At 71.3% G+C, this 15,805-nt stretch carries 15 protein-coding genes; 3 read left to right on the top strand and 12 right to left on the bottom strand.

Annotated features, from left to right (window positions below; all coding sequences use genetic code 11):
* Positions 1 to 36: 36 nt before the first annotated feature.
* The gene (locus CCZ36_RS26595) at positions 37 to 1,293 is read left to right on the top strand and encodes a sensor histidine kinase (RefSeq protein WP_128818716.1); all 1,257 of its coding nucleotides are present in this window, start codon (positions 37 to 39) and stop codon (positions 1,291 to 1,293) included.
* The gene (locus tag CCZ36_RS26590; RefSeq protein ID WP_128818715.1) at positions 1,287 to 1,970 is read left to right on the top strand and encodes a response regulator; all 684 of its coding nucleotides are present in this window, start codon (positions 1,287 to 1,289) and stop codon (positions 1,968 to 1,970) included. Before CCZ36_RS26595 ends, CCZ36_RS26590 begins: the two co-directional genes overlap by 7 nt.
* Before the next feature lie 3 nt (positions 1,971 to 1,973).
* On the opposite strand, the gene CCZ36_RS26585 is transcribed toward CCZ36_RS26590, so the two are convergent.
* The 9 genes from CCZ36_RS26585 to rpsB form a co-directional block, all read right to left on the bottom strand.
* Complete coding sequence (locus tag CCZ36_RS26585; RefSeq protein WP_069739319.1) at positions 1,974 to 2,996, bottom strand: ABC transporter ATP-binding protein; 1,023 nt, start codon at positions 2,994 to 2,996, stop codon at positions 1,974 to 1,976.
* Between the two features lie 4 nt (positions 2,997 to 3,000).
* Positions 3,001 to 4,617 carry an ABC transporter permease gene (locus CCZ36_RS26580; protein WP_069739320.1) on the bottom strand — a complete coding sequence of 539 codons (1,617 nt, stop codon included), beginning with the start codon at positions 4,615 to 4,617 and terminating at the stop codon, positions 3,001 to 3,003.
* A 74-nt stretch (positions 4,618 to 4,691) separates the two neighbouring features.
* On the bottom strand, positions 4,692 to 5,789 hold the full coding sequence (locus CCZ36_RS26575) for a thiamine ABC transporter substrate-binding protein (protein ID WP_069739321.1): 1,098 nt from the start codon (positions 5,787 to 5,789) through the stop codon (positions 4,692 to 4,694).
* Positions 5,790 to 6,033: 244 nt separating this feature from the next.
* Complete coding sequence (rlmN, locus tag CCZ36_RS26570) at positions 6,034 to 7,140, bottom strand: 23S rRNA (adenine(2503)-C(2))-methyltransferase RlmN (RefSeq protein ID WP_069739322.1); 1,107 nt, start codon at positions 7,138 to 7,140, stop codon at positions 6,034 to 6,036.
* 109 nt (positions 7,141 to 7,249) lie between these two features.
* Positions 7,250 to 8,347 (bottom strand): phosphatidate cytidylyltransferase, encoded by a 1,098-nt coding sequence (locus CCZ36_RS26565; RefSeq protein WP_128818714.1) that lies wholly within the window; start codon positions 8,345 to 8,347, stop codon positions 7,250 to 7,252.
* Positions 8,347 to 8,904: a ribosome recycling factor gene (gene frr, locus CCZ36_RS26560; RefSeq protein ID WP_018960718.1), complete on the bottom strand. Its 558-nt coding sequence runs from the start codon at positions 8,902 to 8,904 to the stop codon at positions 8,347 to 8,349. The genes CCZ36_RS26565 and frr overlap by 1 nt, the downstream gene beginning before the upstream one ends.
* 121 nt (positions 8,905 to 9,025) lie before the next feature.
* A complete protein-coding gene (gene pyrH, locus CCZ36_RS26555) occupies positions 9,026 to 9,802 on the bottom strand; it encodes a UMP kinase (protein ID WP_032782223.1) in 777 nt (258 codons plus the stop codon).
* Positions 9,803 to 9,963: 161 nt separating this feature from the next.
* Entirely contained in the window at positions 9,964 to 10,800 is an 837-nt protein-coding gene (tsf, locus tag CCZ36_RS26550; RefSeq protein ID WP_069739323.1) for a translation elongation factor Ts, read from the bottom strand.
* 99 nt (positions 10,801 to 10,899) lie between these two features.
* A complete protein-coding gene (gene rpsB, locus CCZ36_RS26545; RefSeq protein ID WP_128818713.1) occupies positions 10,900 to 11,820 on the bottom strand; it encodes a 30S ribosomal protein S2 in 921 nt (306 codons plus the stop codon).
* A gap of 323 nt (positions 11,821 to 12,143) precedes the next feature.
* Between rpsB and CCZ36_RS26540 the strand changes: the two genes are divergently transcribed.
* Positions 12,144 to 12,884, top strand: a complete 741-nt coding sequence (locus tag CCZ36_RS26540; protein ID WP_128818712.1) for a M23 family metallopeptidase — start codon at positions 12,144 to 12,146, stop codon at positions 12,882 to 12,884.
* Here CCZ36_RS26540 and CCZ36_RS26535 read toward each other — a convergent pair.
* The 3 genes from CCZ36_RS26535 to dprA form a co-directional block, all read right to left on the bottom strand.
* Positions 12,835 to 13,392, bottom strand: coding sequence for a TetR/AcrR family transcriptional regulator (locus CCZ36_RS26535; protein WP_128819745.1), 558 nt, complete (start codon positions 13,390 to 13,392; stop codon positions 12,835 to 12,837). The genes CCZ36_RS26540 and CCZ36_RS26535 overlap by 50 nt on opposite strands.
* A 137-nt stretch (positions 13,393 to 13,529) precedes the next feature.
* Entirely contained in the window at positions 13,530 to 14,366 is an 837-nt protein-coding gene (whiG, locus tag CCZ36_RS26530; RefSeq protein WP_069740215.1) for an RNA polymerase sigma factor WhiG, read from the bottom strand.
* Between the two features lie 254 nt (positions 14,367 to 14,620).
* Positions 14,621 to 15,733 (bottom strand): DNA-processing protein DprA, encoded by a 1,113-nt coding sequence (gene dprA, locus CCZ36_RS26525; RefSeq protein WP_128819743.1) that lies wholly within the window; start codon positions 15,731 to 15,733, stop codon positions 14,621 to 14,623.
* Positions 15,734 to 15,805 lie beyond the last annotated feature (72 nt).

Genomic DNA, 15,805 nt, shown 5'->3' with positions numbered 1-15,805 from the left:
ATGTGCCGCCCCTCGGCGGTGACGAAGAATCTCCGTATGACACGCACCCTCACGCCGGGCCGCCCGGCCGCCGCCCCCGAAGCACCGCCGCCGGACCGCGGGGTGCGGCGACGGCTGCGGCACTGGGCGGCGGCTCCCTCGTACGCCTGGCTGACCGCGGCGGGGCTGACGCTCTTCGCGGTCGTGGAGCTGGCCCTCGTACCGGGTTCGGTGATCACGGCGTTCGGGGTGGTGCTCTGTACGGCCTCGCTGGCGCTGCGGGCGACCTGGCCCGCCGTCGGGTTCCTGACCGTGGGCGCGGCCCTGCTGAGCTTCGCGACCGACGGCAACATGGCGTACGCGACGATCGCCGGGTCCCTGATCGGCTGCTACACCCTGGGGCGGCACCGGGTGCAGCATCCGGCGATCCTCGTGCTGGCCGGTTCGCTGGCGGCGCTGACGGTCAACCTGGTGCACATCGACCGGTGGGCGCGGGACGGCTCCCCCGGGCTGCCCGTGCTCCAGGGGACCGACCGGTTCAGTCTGGGGCTGTACGCCGAGACGCTGGTGCTGACGGTGATGATCCTGGGCGCGGTGAGCACGGGCGACGCGGTGCGGGCGCGCGAGGAGACCCGGCACACCCGGGCGGCGGCCCAGTCCCGGCTGCTGGAGATGGAGCGGCGACAGGCGGCCGAGGGGGAACGGGCCGCGATAGCGCGGGAGTTGCACGACATGATCGCCCACTCGGTCTCGGTGATCGCGGTCCGGGCCGAGAGCGCCACGTACACGACCCCGGACCTGTCGCCCCCGGCGCGGGACGCCTTCCAGGAAATCGCCGGCACCGCGCGCTCCTCGATGGCGGAGCTGCGGCGGCTGCTCGGGGTGCTGCGGTCGGGCGACGACACGTCGCCGGCCCCGCTCACGGCCCCGCAGCCCTCCCTGGCGGGTCTCGGCGACCTCCTCGACCAGCACCGGGCGGTGGGCGGCACGGCCGAACTGCGGATCGACGGCGAGCGGGTCCCGCTGCCCGCGTCCTGGGAGCTGTCGGCGTACCGGATCGTCCAGGAGGCCCTGACGAACGCCCGGCGGCACGCCCCGGGCGCGCACTCGGTCGTGGAACTCCATTACGGAACGCGTCTGTTGACGATCCGCGTGACCGATGACGGGCCGGGCCCCGGCCCATCCGGCCCCGCCGGGCGGTCGGGGCACGGGCTGGTGGGGATGGCCGAACGGGCCTCCCTGCTCGGCGGGGCGCTCACCGCTGGCCGAGGTCCGGTCGGCGGGTTTCTCGTGGAGGCGGAGCTGCCGTGGTGATCCGGGTGCTGGTGGCCGACGACCAGGCCGTCGTACGGACGGCGTTCGCCGGCCTGTTGAGCACACAGGAGGACATCGAGGTGGTCGGGGAGGCGGAGGACGGCGTACAGGCCGTGGCCGGGGCGGCCGAACTGCGTCCCGATGTGGCCCTGTTGGACATCCGGATGCCCCGCCTCGGCGGCATCGACGCGGCGCGCGAGATCGTCGCGGCGTCGAACGGGGCGACCAGGGCGCTGATGCTGACGACGTTCGGCCTGGACGAGTACGTGTACGACGCCCTCACCGCCGGGGCCAGCGGCTTCCTGCTGAAGGACGCGACCTTTCCCGAACTGCTGCACGCCGTACGGGTGGTGGCGGGCGGCCACGCCCTGCTGGCCCCCGAGATCACCGGGCGGCTCATCGCGGAGTTCGCCCGGCAGCGGGTCAGCGCTCCCCCGAAGCGCTCGGTCGAGGGGCTGACCGCGCGCGAGGCCGAGGTGCTCGTCCTGATCGCCCGGGGATTGTCCAACGCGGACATCGCCGACCGGCTGACCATCACCGACCACACGGTGAAGACCCACATCAACCGGCTGTTCGCGAAGATGGGGCTGCGGGACCGGGCGCAGGCGGTGATCCTCGCGTACGAGCTGGGTCTGGTGGTGGCGGGAGCCCATCGCCTCCGGACGGACGGCCCCTGAGGGTCATCCGCCCGCCAGCACCACCGTCTCCGCCGCGTCGAAGCCGACGCCGACGATCGCGCCCTCCTCCGGGGTGTCCCGCAGGGCGCATTCGGCCTCCAGCACCGGCGCGTTCTCGGGCAGCAGCCGTACGCTCACGCGGTTCCCCCGGAAGGTGCGGACGCCGACCGTGCAGCGCAGGCCGTCCTCGGGGGCGCCCATCCGGACCCCGGCCGGCCGGACCAGCAGATCGGCCTCGCCCTGCGGAGAACCGTCGGGCACCGGGACCTTGCCCCAGGCGGTGGCGGCGGCCTGCCCGGTGACCGTGGCGGGGGTGACGTTGTCGAAGCCGAGGAACCGGGCGACGAACGCGGAGGCGGGGCGCTGCCAGACGTCCAGCGGGGTGCCCTCCTGCGCGATCCGGCCGTCCCGCATCACGACGACCCGGTCGGCGAGCGCGAACGCCTCACCCTGGTCGTGCGTGACGGCCAGCACGGTCGTACCCAACTCCTGGAAGAGCGTGCGCAGTTCCACGACGAGCCGTTCACGCAGGCTCCGGTCGAGCTGACCGAGGGGCTCGTCCAGCATCAGCAGCTTCGGGCTCGGGGCGAGCGCGCGGGCCAGGGCGACCCGCTGCTGTTCGCCGCCGGAGAGGGCCGCTACGGCCCGGCGTTCCGCGCCCGGCAGCCCGACCAGCTCCAGGAGTTCACGGACCCGGGCGTTCGTCTCGGCCCGTCCGGTGCCGTGCATGCGCAGCCCGAAGGCGACGTTGGCGCCGACGTCCCGGTGCGGGAAGAGCTGGTGGTCCTGGAACATCAGGCCGAGTCCGCGCCGGTGCACCGGGACGCCCGCCTGGTCCTGCCCCGCCAGCAGGACCCGGCCGCCGTCCATGGGCTGGAGGCCGGCGACGGCCCGCAGCAGGGTGGATTTCCCGCTGCCGCTGGGCCCGAGGACGCAGACGATCCGGTGGTCGGCGACCTCCAGGTCCACCGCGTCGAGTGCGGCCCGCTCCCCGAACCGTACGGTGGCTTCCCGCAAGCTCAGCATGTCTTCAGAACTCCCCGGATCGGTCGGTGCGGATACGCTCCAGGAGCAGCAGCGACACCGCGCACACCAGCATCAGAATCGTGCTCAGGGCCATCGCCTGCCCGTAGTTGAGCTCCCCCGACCGGCCCAGCAGCCGCGCCACGGCGACCGGCAGGGTCGGGTTGTCGGGCCGGGCGATGAAGACCGTCGCGCCGAACTCCCCGAGGGAGACGGCGAACGCGAAGCCCGCCGCGACCAGCACCGCCCGCCGGACCAGCGGCAGATCGACCTCCCGCCAGGCCCGCAGTGGCGAGGCCCCCAGCACGGCGGCCGCCTCCCGCAGCCGGTCGTCGACGGCCCGCAGCACGGGCAGCATGGTCCGGACGACGAAGGGGACACCGACCAGCGCCTGGGCCAGCGGGACCAGGATCCAGGAGGTCCGCAGGTCGAGCGGCGGCTTGTCCAGGGTGATCAGGAAGCCGAAGCCGACGGTCACGGCGGAGACGCCCAGGGGCAGCATCAGCAGCGCGTCGAAGCCCCGGACCAGCCGCCCGGCCCGCCGGGTCAGGGCCGCCGCCGCGAGCCCGCCGACGACGAGGGCGATGAGCGTCGCGACGAGCGCGTACCGCAGGGAGTTGGCGACGGCCTCCAGCGGCGGCACCAGGAAGGTGGAGGAGCCGCCCGCCCCGACCGTCTGGAGGGCCTCGTAGTACCCGAAACCGTACCCCCCGGGTCCGTCGAAGGAACGCTCCACCAGCACGCCGAGCGGCAGCAGGATCAGCAGCAGTGCCGTGAGCAGTACGCCGCCGAGCAGCGCCCACTGTCCGGCTCCGCGTGGCCGGCGGGAGGTCTGCGCCGGGTCGACGAGCTTCAGCGCCCGTTCCCGGCGGCGTACGGTCGCGGCGTGCACGGCGAGGATTCCGCCGACCGCGGCGAACTGCACCAGGGTCAGCACGGCGGCGGTCGGCAGGTCCAGCAGTTGAGCGGTCTGCCGGTAGATCTCCACCTCCAGGGTGGAGTACGCCGGTCCGCCGAGGATCTGTACGACGCCGAAGGAGGTGAACGTGAAGAGGAAGACCATCAGCGCGGCGGCGGCCACGGCCGGGGCGAGCGCGGGCAGCGTCACCCGGCGGAACGCGGCGAACCGCCCGGCCCCCAGGACCCGGGCGGCTTCCTCCTGGCGCGGGTCGAGCTGGGACCAGAGCCCGCCCACCGTCCGGACGACCACGGCGTAGTTGAAGAAGACGTGGGCCAGCAGGATCGCCCACACGGTGGTGTCGAGGCGGACGCCCCACAGCTCGTCGAGGAGCCCGCCGCGCCCGAGCAGCGCCAGGAACGCGGTACCGACGACGACGGTGGGCAGCACGAACGGCACGGTGGCGACCGCCCGCAGCACCTGCTTGCCCGGGAAGTCGAAGCGGGCGAAGACATACGCCCCGGGCAGGGCGATGAGCAGGGTGAGCGCGGTCGAGGCGAGGGCCTGCCAGGTGGTGAACCAGAGGACGTCGAGGATGTCCGGGCGGCTCAGCACGTCACCGATCCGCCCGAACTGCCAGTCGCCCTCCGCCTTGAACCCGCGGCCGACGATGGCGGTCACGGGATAGGCGAAGAACAGCGCGAAGAACGCGACGGGCACGGCCATCAGGCCGAGCCGCACCGCGGCCCCGCGCCGCCCGGACCCGCCCCCGGCGGGCCGGGCGGCCTTCTTCTCGATCCCTACTTCAGGACCAGCGACTGCCACGACTGGATCCACTGCTCACGGTTGGCGGCGATCTTCTCGGGCGTGACGGTGGGAGGCGTGTCGACCTTCTCACCGTGCTTCGTGAACAGCTCCGGCAGCTCGGCGTCCGTCACGACCGGGTTGACGAACATGTTCAGCGGCATGTCCTCCTGGAACGTCTTGCTGATCATGAAGTCCAGCAGCGCCTTGCCGCCCGCCTCGTTCTTGGCCCCGGTGAGCAGCCCGGCGTACTCGGTCTGCCGGAAGCAGGTGCCGGTGGCGACCCCGGTGGGGGCCTCCTCCGGCTGCGGGTCGGCGTAGAGCACCTCGACGGGCGGGCTGGAGGCGTAGGAGACGACGAGCGGTCGGTCGGCCTTGGTCTTCTTGCCGCCGGCGGAGCCGGAGAACTCCTCGTTGTACGCCTGCTCCCAGCCGTCGACGACCTTGACGCCGTTGGCCTTCAGCTTCTTCCAGTACGCCTCGTAGCCGTCCTCGCCCTCGGCGGCGACGGTGCCGAGGAGGAAGCCGAGGCCGGGCGAGGAACTGGCGGCGTTCTCGGTGACGAGGAGGTCCTTGTACGCGGGCTTGATCAGGTCCGCGAAGGTCTTCGGCGGCGCGAGCTTCTTGTCGGCGAAGTACTTCTTGTCGTAGTTGACGCAGATGTCACCGGTGTCGACGGGCGTGACGCGGTGCTTCTCGTCCGTCTGCGTGTCCGGCGCGACACGGTCCAGGCCCTTGGCCTCGTACGGGGTGAAGAGGCCGTTGTCGAGGGCGCGGGAGAGCAGGGTGTTGTCGACGCCGAAGAAGACGTCGCCGCGCGGGGAGCCCTTGGTCAGGATCTCCTGGTTGAGCGCGGCCCCGGCGTCGCCGCTCTTGAGGGTCTTGACCGTGTAACCGGTCTCCTTCGTGAACGCCTTCAGCACGTCTTCCGAGACGTTGAAGGAGTCGTGGCTGACCAGGGTCACGGTCTTGGAGCCGCTGCCCTTGGACGCCCCGGAGCCCGCCGGGCCGTCGTCGCTGCCGCAGCCGGCGAGCACGGTGACGCCGAGCGCCGCCGCGAGCGCGGTCGCCGCGTACTTGGTGGTGGTGTTCATGTGATTCCTCCTGGAGGTGACCAGGAAGAGACGCGGCCCCGCCCGCTGTCCGGCGTACCGGAAGCGGGCAGGGCGCAACAGCTTGAGTTAGGTCCGAACTTCCTACCCGGAATGACCCGGGCGAGGTTCAGAGGGTCTGCGGCCAACCTGTCCTTGGTGCCGCACTCTCAGCGCTGTGGCGCTCCCCTGTCGGAATATGAAGTTGATTTCGGCCCCAGGCTACACCGGAGGTTTCCACCGCCCCCTAGCGCTCGGAGGCCGCCAGCTGACCGCAGGCCCCGTCGATCTCCTGACCGCGGGTGTCCCGGACGGTGACGGGCACCCCGTGGGCCGCGATGGCCTCGACGAACGCCTTCTCGTCCTCGGGTCGCGAGGCGGTCCACTTGGAGCCGGGCGTCGGGTTCAGCGGGATCAGGTTGACGTGCACCCGCCTGCCCTTGAGCAGCCGGCCGAGCAGGTCGCCGCGCCAGGCCTGGTCATTGATGTCCCGGATCAGGGCGTACTCGATGGAGATCCGGCGGCCGGACTTCTCCGCGTACTCCCAGGCGGCGTCCAGGACCTCGCGGACCTTCCACCGGGTGTTGACGGGGACCAGGGTGTCGCGGAGCTCGTCGTCGGGGGCGTGCAGCGAGACGGCGAGGCGGCACTTGAAGCCCTCGTCGGCGAAGCGCAGCATGGCCGGGACGAGGCCCACGGTGGAGACGGTGATCCCGCGCTGCGAGAGACCGAGGCCGTCCGGCTCGGGGTCGGTGAGCCGGCGGATGGCGCCGACGACCCGCTTGTAGTTGGCGAGCGGTTCACCCATGCCCATGAAGACGATGTTGGAGAGCCGGGCGGGACCGCCGGGCACCTCGCCGTCGCGCAGGGCGCGCATGCCGTCGACGATCTGGTGCACGATCTCGGCGGTCGACAGATTGCGGTCGAGGCCGGCCTGCCCGGTGGCGCAGAAGGGGCAGTTCATCCCGCAGCCGGCCTGCGAGGAGATGCACATCGTGACGCGCTCCGGATAGCGCATCAGGACGGATTCGACGAGCGTCCCGTCGTGCAGCTTCCACAGGGTCTTGCGGGTGGTGTCGTCGTCGCAGCTGATGTGCCGGATGACGGACATCAGCTCGGGGAACAGCGCCTCGGCGAGCTTCTCCCGCGACGCGGCCGGGATGTTGGTCCACTCGGCCGGGTCGTGCGCGTACCGCGCGAAGTAGTGCTGCGAGAGCTGCTGGGCGCGGAACGGCTTCTCGCCGGTCGCGGCGACCGCTTCCTTGCGCTCGGCGGGCGTGAGGTCGGCGAGGTGCCGCGGCGGCTTCTTGGCTCCGCGGGGCGCGACGAAAGTGAGTTCTCCGGGCTTAGGCATGGTTCATCCAGTGTGGCAGACATACGGGCGAGGGCCCGCCGCCCTGTGGACGACGGGCCCTCGATCGTTAAACGTGCAGGTGGGACGGGGTCCCGGGGTGCTGTGGCGGTCAGCCGGAGCCGACGAACAGCACCAGCAGGAGCCACACCACCGGTGCGGTCGGCAGGAGCGAGTCCAGCCGGTCCATGATGCCGCCGTGGCCGGGGAGCAGGGTGCCCATGTCCTTGATCCCGAGGTCCCGCTTGATCATGGACTCGCCCAGGTCTCCCAGGGTGGCGCTGGCCGCGACCGCCAGGCCGAGCAGCAGGCCCTGCCACCAGGCGCCGCCGTCGATCAGGAACTCCATGCAGAGCGCGCCGGCGACCATGGCGAAGGCGACCGCCCCGAGCAGGCCCTCGCGGGTCTTGCCGGGGCTGATGCGCGGGGCGAGCTTGTGCTTGCCGAAGCGCCAGCCGACCGCGTACGCCCCGGTGTCACTGACGACCGTGAGGACGAGGAAGGTCAGGACCCGCCAAGGCCCGTCGTCAGCCGTGAGCAGGAGGGCGACGAAGGTGGCCAGGAACGGGACGTAGAACGCCGCGAAGACCCCGGCCGTGACGTCCTTGAGATACCCCTCCGGTGGCTCGGCCATCCGCCAGACCAGCACCGCGAGGGCGGTCAGGGCCATGGCGACCCAGGCGCCCTCGGGGCCCCGGGCGTACCCGGCGACGACCATCGCGGCTCCGCCGACGGCCAGCGGGATCAAGGGCGCCTTGATGCCCTTGCGCTCCTGGAGACGGGAGGTGAGCTCCCAGAGGCCGACGACGACGGCGATCACTATGACGCCGATGAAGACGGCCTTCACGATGAACAGCGAGACGCCGATGAGGGCGCCGAGGCCCACGCCGACCCCTATGGCGGCGCGCAGATCACGCCCCGCGCGCTTCTTCTGCGGCGGGGACGGCGGCGGGGTGGACATGGGCTCCTGCGGCATCTCGTCACGGAACAGGGGGCCGCTGGTGTGAGCGGCGTCCCCGTCCCGGTCGTCGCGGCTCTCCGGCTCTCTGTCTGCGTCTCTACCTGCGTCGGGAACGTCCGGCACGATGGGCATGGGCCGAGTCTGCTGGGCGCCGTGCACATCGTGGGCAGGACCCGCCGGGGCAGCCCTCATCTCGGGTGTGCCCCAGTATCCGGCTCCTTGCGGGGCACCCCAGGAAGAGTCGTTCATCAGACTTCGAGCAGCTCGGCTTCCTTGTGCTTGAGCAGCTCGTCCACCTGCGCGACGTACTTCGCGGTGGTGTCGTCGAGCTCCTTCTCGGCGCGGCGCACCTCGTCCTCGCCGGACTCCTTGTCCTTGACGAGCTTGTCGAGGGTCTCCTTGGCCTTGCGGCGGATGGAGCGGATCGAGATCTTGGAGTCCTCGGCCTTGGTCTTGGCGACCTTGATGTACTCCTTGCGGCGGTCCTGGGTGAGCTCAGGGAACGTCACCCGGATGATGTTGCCGTCGTTGCTCGGGTTGACGCCGAGGTCGGAGTCGCGGATCGCCTGCTCGATGTTGCGCAGCGCGGTCTTGTCGAACGGCGTCACGACGGCCATCCGCGCCTCGGGAACCGAGAACGAGGCCAGCTGGTTGATCGGGGTCAGCGCGCCGTAGTAGTCGGCGACGATCTTGTTGAACATCGCCGGGTGCGCACGGCCGGTACGGATCGCGGCGAAGTCCTCTTTCGCGACGACAACGGCCTTCTCCATCTTCTCCTCGGCCTCGAGGAGGATTTCTTCGATCACCACGTGCTCCTGCGTGTCTTGGGTGGGCCCGGCGTCGTCATCGCCGCGCCCTGCGGGTCCTGCGTCGCGTCCTCACCTGCACGGTGTCCGACCGGCAGGCCGTTGTCCATCCTGGGGGCCGTCAGGCCCGGGTGCTCTCGTCGCTCACGAGCGTGCCGATCTTCTCACCCTTGACCGCGCGAGCGATATTGCCCAGGGCGGTGAGCTCGAAGACGAGGATCGGCAGCTTGTTGTCGCGGCAGAGCGTGATGGCGGTGGCATCGGCGACCTTCAGGTCGCGGGCGATCACCTCGCCGTACTCCAGTGCGTCGAACTTCACCGCGCCGGGGTTGGTCTTCGGGTCGGAGTCGTAGACCCCGTCCACACCGTTCTTCCCCATGAGCAGCGCCTCGGCGTCGATCTCCAGGGCGCGCTGCGCGGCGGTGGTGTCGGTGGAGAAGTACGGCATGCCCATACCGGCGCCGAAGATCACCACACGCCCCTTCTCCAGATGCCGCACGGCACGGAGCGGGATGTACGGCTCGGCGACCTGGCCCATGGTGATGGCGGTCTGGACGCGCGAGTCGATGCCCTCCTTCTCCAGGAAGTCCTGGAGCGCCAGGCAGTTCATGACGGTGCCGAGCATGCCCATGTAGTCGGACCGGGCCCGGTCCATGCCGCGCTGCTGGAGCTCGGCACCACGGAAGAAGTTGCCTCCTCCGATGACCACCGCGATCTGGGCGCCGTCGCGGACGACGGCGGCGATCTCGCGGGCGATGGTGTGCACGACGTCGGGGTCGACGCCGAGACCGCCGCCGCCGGCGAATGCCTCACCGGAGAGCTTCAGCATGAAGCGCCCGGAACCCTTGTCGTCGTCGCGCTTGTCGTCGGCCGGAATGGCGTCCGCGCCCTTGTCCATGGAAATTCTCCTCGTGCACATACGAAGAAGGCCATTGCCGGTGGGTCTGGTGTCCCTACAGCGGCAATGGCCTCCTCGTCAGATCTGCGGTCGTCCGGCGTGGGTGCGGCCGTCGACTGCGTCAGACCCTATCGGGTCCGACGCTGTTCGCCCGGACGGACTCAGATGCCGACCTTGATGCGCGAGAAGCGCTTCAGGGTGACACCGGCCTCGTCCAGGACCTTCTGGACGGACTTCTTGGCGTCCAGCGCGTACGGCTGGCCCAGGAGGGTGGCCTCCTTGAAGAAGCCGTTGACCCGACCCTCGACGATCTTCGGAAGGGCGGCCTCGGGCTTGCCCTCGGCGCGGGTGGTCTCCTCGGCGACGCGGCGCTCGGCCTCGACGACCTCGGCCGGGACGTCCTCGCGGGACAGGTACTTCGGGGCGAAGGCGGCGATGTGCTGCGCGATGCCCTTGGCCAGGTCGGCGTCGGCCTTGTCCAGCTCGACCAGAACACCGATCTGCGGGGGCAGGTCGGGCATGGTGCGGTGCATGTACACGGAGACGAACGCGCCGGTGAACTGCGCGAAGCGGTCCAGGACGATCTTCTCGCCGAGGTTGGCGTTGGCCTCGTCGACGTACGCCTGGACGGTCTTGCCGGCCTCGATCTCGGAGGCGAGCAGCGCGTCGATGTCGGCCGGGGAGGTGGCGGCGACGTGCGCGGCGAGCGTGTTGGCGACGTTCTGGAACTTGTCACCCTTGGCGACGAAGTCCGTCTCGCACTTCAGCTCGAGGAGGACGCCGGACGTCTTGTCCTCGGAGATGAGGGAGACGACGGCACCGTTCTCGGCGGAACGGCCTTCGCGCTTGGCGACGCCCTTCTGGCCCTTGATGCGGAGCGCCTCGACGGCCTTGTCGACGTTGCCGTCGGCCTCGTCGAGCGCCTTCTTGCAGTCCATCATGCCGGCGCCGGTGAGCTCGCGGAGCTTCTTGACGTCAGCGGCGGTGTAGTTCGCCATGAGTCTGTATGTCTCTCTCGAAGTCTGAAAGATCTACGGGTGAACGGCGGGGGCGACGCTCGTGGCGTCGGCCCCCGCCGTCAGCAGCCGTGACGGGTGTCAGGCCTGCTCGGCGTCCGCGGCCGGAGCCTCGGCCTCGGCCTCGGCCTCGGCGACAGCCTCGGCCGGCTTCTCGGCGTCGGCGACCTTCTCGGTCTCGGCGGAGGACTGCACCTCGGCGGCAGCCGCGGTCTCGTCCTTCTTGTCGCCCTCGAGCAGGTCGCGCTCCCACTCGGCCAGCGGCTCGCCGGCGGCCTTCTCGCCCGGCTTCGAGTCACCGGTGGCTGCACCGGAGCGGGCGATGAGGCCCTCGGCGACGGCGTCGGCGATCACGCGGGTGAGCAGGGTGACGGAGCGGATCGCGTCGTCGTTGCCCGGAATCTTGTAGTCGACCTCGTCGGGGTCGCAGTTGGTGTCGAGGATCGCGACGACCGGGATGTGGAGCTTGCGCGCCTCACCGACGGCGATGTGCTCCTTCTTGGTGTCGACGATCCAGACGGCGCTGGGCACCTTCTGCATCTCGCGGATACCACCGAGGGTCTTCTCCAGCTTGGCCTTCTCGCGCGAGAGGACCAGGAGCTCCTTCTTGGTGAGGCCGGAGGCGGCCACGTCCTCGAAGTCGATGAGCTCCAGCTCCTTCAGGCGCTGGAGGCGCTTGTAGACGGTGGAGAAGTTGGTGAGCATGCCGCCGAGCCAACGCTGGTTGACGTACGGCATGCCGACGCGCGTCGCCTGCTCGGCGATGGCCTCCTGGGCCTGCTTCTTCGTACCCACGAACATGATGGAGCCGCCGTGGGCGACGGTCTCCTTGACGAACTCGTAGGCGCGGTCGATGTACGACAGCGACTGGAGCAGGTCGATGATGTAGATGCCGTTGCGCTCGGTGAAGATGAAGCGCTTCATCTTCGGGTTCCAGCGACGGGTCTGGTGACCGAAGTGGACGCCGCTTTCCAGCAGCTCCCGCATCGTGACGACGGCCATGGCCGTACTCCTTGAGGTGCTCGGTTATCGCGACCGCAGGTTTGCGTTCGCGCCTGACGCCCCGACGCGCCGTGCCACGAGGGACCGAGGAGCGCGGCCACCTTCGAGAACGAGGAAGGTGGCGGGGCGTGCGAAGTCGACCCGGTGACCCGGATCGCCGTAAGAAGTGTACGGGACCGGCTGAGTGCCGGGTGACGGCAACGTCCGTGGCCGGGTGACGGCAGCGCCACGGGCGGGTGACGGGGATGTCCACAACCGGCGAGTAGTCCACAGGAACGGTCCATGATCCCCGGAATCCCGGCCTCCGGGACATCGTGGCGGGCATGCGCCACCAGCCCGGCCCACGCCGCTCCCCCGCCCACCGTCCCCTGCTGCCGCTCCTGCTCCTGGGGCTCCTGCTGTACGTGCTGCTACCGCCGGGCCCGGCCGGCCCGGCCGTGCGCTCCGCGCCGGGCACGGAGGTCGTGCCGACCGGGGCGCCGGCCTCCCTGCCGGGTGCGGATGCGGGCGGCGGGGCCCGGAGCTGGCCGCTGCCGGGGAGGCCCGCGCTGTTACGGGGGTGGGAGCCGCCCGCCGGTCCGTACGGGCCCGGCCACCGCGGCGTGGACCTCGCGGCGGGTCCGGGCGCCCGGGTGCTGGCGGCCGCCGACGGCCGGGTGTCGTTCGCGGGGCGGGTGGCGGGGCGCGGGGTGCTCGCCATCGAGGTGGCCGGCAGCGGTTCACCGCCGCTGCGCACCACGTACGAGCCGGTGCGACCGCTGGCCGAGGAGGGCACGGACGTGCGCGCGGGACAGCCGGTCGGGGTGCTGGAGGCGGGGGCGTCCCACTGTGCGGCGGGCTGCCTGCACTGGGGGCTGCGGCGCGGGGACGCCTACCTGGACCCGCTCTCGCTGCTGCCGCCCGCGCTGCTGCGGAGAGGACCTTCGCGGTTGCTGCCGGTGTTCGGAGTGCCGGAGCCGGGCCCGAGGACGGAGGCGGGGGCGTTGCGCGGAGGGGTGGCGGGGTGGGGCCGGGTCAGCCGCTCACACCGCGCAGGACCATCGCGACGGCGGTGTCCGCGATGACGCCCGGCTCCTCGGCGACGCCCAGTTCGATCCGGCGTACGGCGGCGTCGACCGACCCCTGCAGGAGTATGGCGGCCAGCCTCGGCTGGGCGTGGCCCAGGTCACCGAGAGCTTCGACGATCATGGCGATCAGCCCGCCGTGCGCGGCCCGGATCTTCTCCCGGGCACCGGCGTCCAGCTCGCTCGCGGAGATCGCGACGACCGCGCGGTGGCGGCGGTCCCCGACGAGGTCGAGCTGGCGGCGCACATACGCCTCGATCTTCGCCTCGGGCGTCTCGGCGCGCTGCATGGCGTTCTCGACCTCGGCCGCCCAGACGGGGAAGTCGACGGCGCACAGCTCCTCGACGACGGCGGCACGGGACCGGAAGTACTCGTACACGGAGGACCGCGCGAGGCCGGTGCGCTCGGCGAGTGCGGGGAAGGTCAGCGCTTCCGTACCGCCCTCGGACAGCAGGGATCGCGCGGCGTCCAGGAGGGCGCCGCGCTGCATGGTCCGGTGCTCGGCCACGGAGGCCGCTCGAATCCTGGGCACGCATCCACTTTACGGCGGCGAGCGCGCGGAGGGAGGGCACAGCCACCGATCGGATGCCCGGCGAGGGCGGAAGGGGGCTCGGGGGACACCGGTGAGGGGACAGCGACGAAAGGTCAGCGGCCCGCGTCGGCCAGCTTCGCCCGGAGCTGGAGCACGGACTTGGTGTGGATCTGACTGACCCGGCTCTCGGTCACCCCGAGGACGTTGCCGATCTCCGCGAGGGTGAGGCCCTCGTAGTAGTAGAGGGTCACCACGGTCTTCTCTCGGTCGGGGAGGGTGTTGATGGCTCGCGCGAGCAGTCTTCGCAGCTCGCGGTCCTCGGCGACCTCCACCGGATTGTCGGCGGCGGTGTCCTCCAGGGTGTCCATCAGGCTCAGCCGGTCGCCGCCCTCTCCGCCGACGTGCAGCAGTTCCTCCAGGGCGACCACGTTCGCCAGCGACAACTGACTGAAAACGGCGTGCAGTTCCTCCAGGGGGATGCCCATCTCCGAGGCGACCTCGGCCTCCGAGGGCGTACGACGGAACTGCGCCTCCAGCGTGGCGTACGCGCGCTCCACGTTCCGCGCCTTCTGCCGGACGGACCGGGGAATCCAGTCCAGGGCCCGGAGTTCGTCGATCATCGCGCCGCGGATCCTGGTGATCGCGTACGTCTCGAACTTGATGGCCCGTTCGATGTCGAACTTCTCGATGGCGTCGATCAGTCCGAAGACCCCGGAGGAGACGAAGTCGGCCTGCTCGACGTTGGAGGGCAGCCCCACGCTCACCCGGCCCGCGACGTACTTCACGAGCGGCGAGTAGTGCAGGATCAGCTGCTCCCGCAGCCGCTCGTCGCCCGAGGTCTTGTAGGAACGCCACAATTCGTCGAGGGAGGAAGGAGCGGGAGGGCGCACAGTGCCACGCGCAACCGGTGGTTTCGCCGCGCGGTCAGACCCGGAGGTGTGCTGGGGCATGTGGTGCCTTGAGCCGTTCTGCCGTGAAGTGCTGGGGGACTTGCGTCTGAAGCGGAATCCTTGTGAGCGTAGCGTGACTGCGGCGTCGCAGTCCGCGCAGGACGAGAGATCCCCGCCGCGCTATTGCCTGTCGCCCCCCACGTCGTCCGCGCCCGCCCGGGACCGGGGCCGTCGCCGTTGGCGCGGGCCCCGAACAGGTCACCGATCGATCGTGCGAGGTCATCGGCCTTACCTTTTCACCCGAATGCTCCAGGTCAAGTACCGCCTCGCCGCGCGTCGTCGTTGCGTGCCGAAGGAGGCGTCAACCGCCAGCCGTCGCCTTCGCGTTCGACGAACCCCAGTGAGTGAAGTTCGTACAGTCGACCGAGCGTTTCGTCGGCCGAGGTCCCCGCGGCGCGTGCGAGGTCACGGGGGTGGGTGACGCCGTGGTAAGGGAGCGCGTCGAGGACCCGCGCGGTGGTCGCGTCCAGGTGGTCCCTGGGCAGCACCGGGCCGCGGCGGGCCGGCGGGAGGTCTCCGATGTCCCCGACCAGCTCGACCACTTCGTCCGCGTCCGTGACGAGCACGCCCTCGCCGCGCAGCAGCTCGTGCACCCCTGCCGACAGCCCGCTGGTGGCCGGCCCCGGAACGCCCATCGAGAAGCGGCCGAGCCGTTGCGCCTGGCGGGCGGTGGCCAGGGAACCGCTGCGGTGCCGGGCCTCGACCACGACCGTGCCCCTGGTCAGGGCGGCGATGACGCGGTTGCGCAGAATGAAGCGGCTGCGGGTGGGGTGGGCGGACGGCGGCAACTCGGCCACGATGAGTCCCTGTTCGGCCAGGCGCCCGAGCAACTCCGCGTGTCCGCGCGGGTAGGGTACGTCGACGCCGCACGCCAGCACCGCCGTCGTCGCCCCGCCCGCGGCCAGCGCGCCCCGGTGGGCGGCCCCGTCCACCCCGAACGCCGCTCCCGACACCACCACCCAGCCGCGCTCCGCGAGCCCGGAGCCGAGGGTGGCCGCCATGTGCGCCCCGTACGGCGTGCAGGCCCTGGCACCGACCACCGCGACCGAGCGCAGGGACCACAGCCGCAGGTCGGGCCGCCCTCGCACCCAGAGCCCGACGGGCCGCGCATCGCCCAGATCGTCCAGCTGGCTCGGCCATTCCCGGTCGCCCGGGCAGACGAAGCGCCCGCCCACCGCGGCGACCGTCTCCAGGTCCCGCCTCGGCTCCGCTGCGGCCGCCCGCAGCCGGTAGCCCTCGAGCCGCGCGGCGGTCATGCCCGGCAGCTTGTCGGCGGAGCCGTCCTCGGCGGTGAGCCTCCGCATCAGCTCGACCGGCCCGGTGAGCCGCAGCCACCGCCCGGCACGCTCGTCCCCCGGCTCCAGCACCCGCGTCAACGCGGCCCTGGCCAACCGCTGAGCATCATGCTCCCGGTCCCACGACTCCGTTTCCCGACGACC

Source organism: Streptomyces sp. S063 (assembly GCF_002832675.1).
Taxonomy (GTDB): domain Bacteria; phylum Actinomycetota; class Actinomycetes; order Streptomycetales; family Streptomycetaceae; genus Streptomyces; species Streptomyces sindenensis.
Note: the sequence above shows the minus strand (reverse complement) of the source record. Positions and strands in the feature narration are given on the sequence as shown.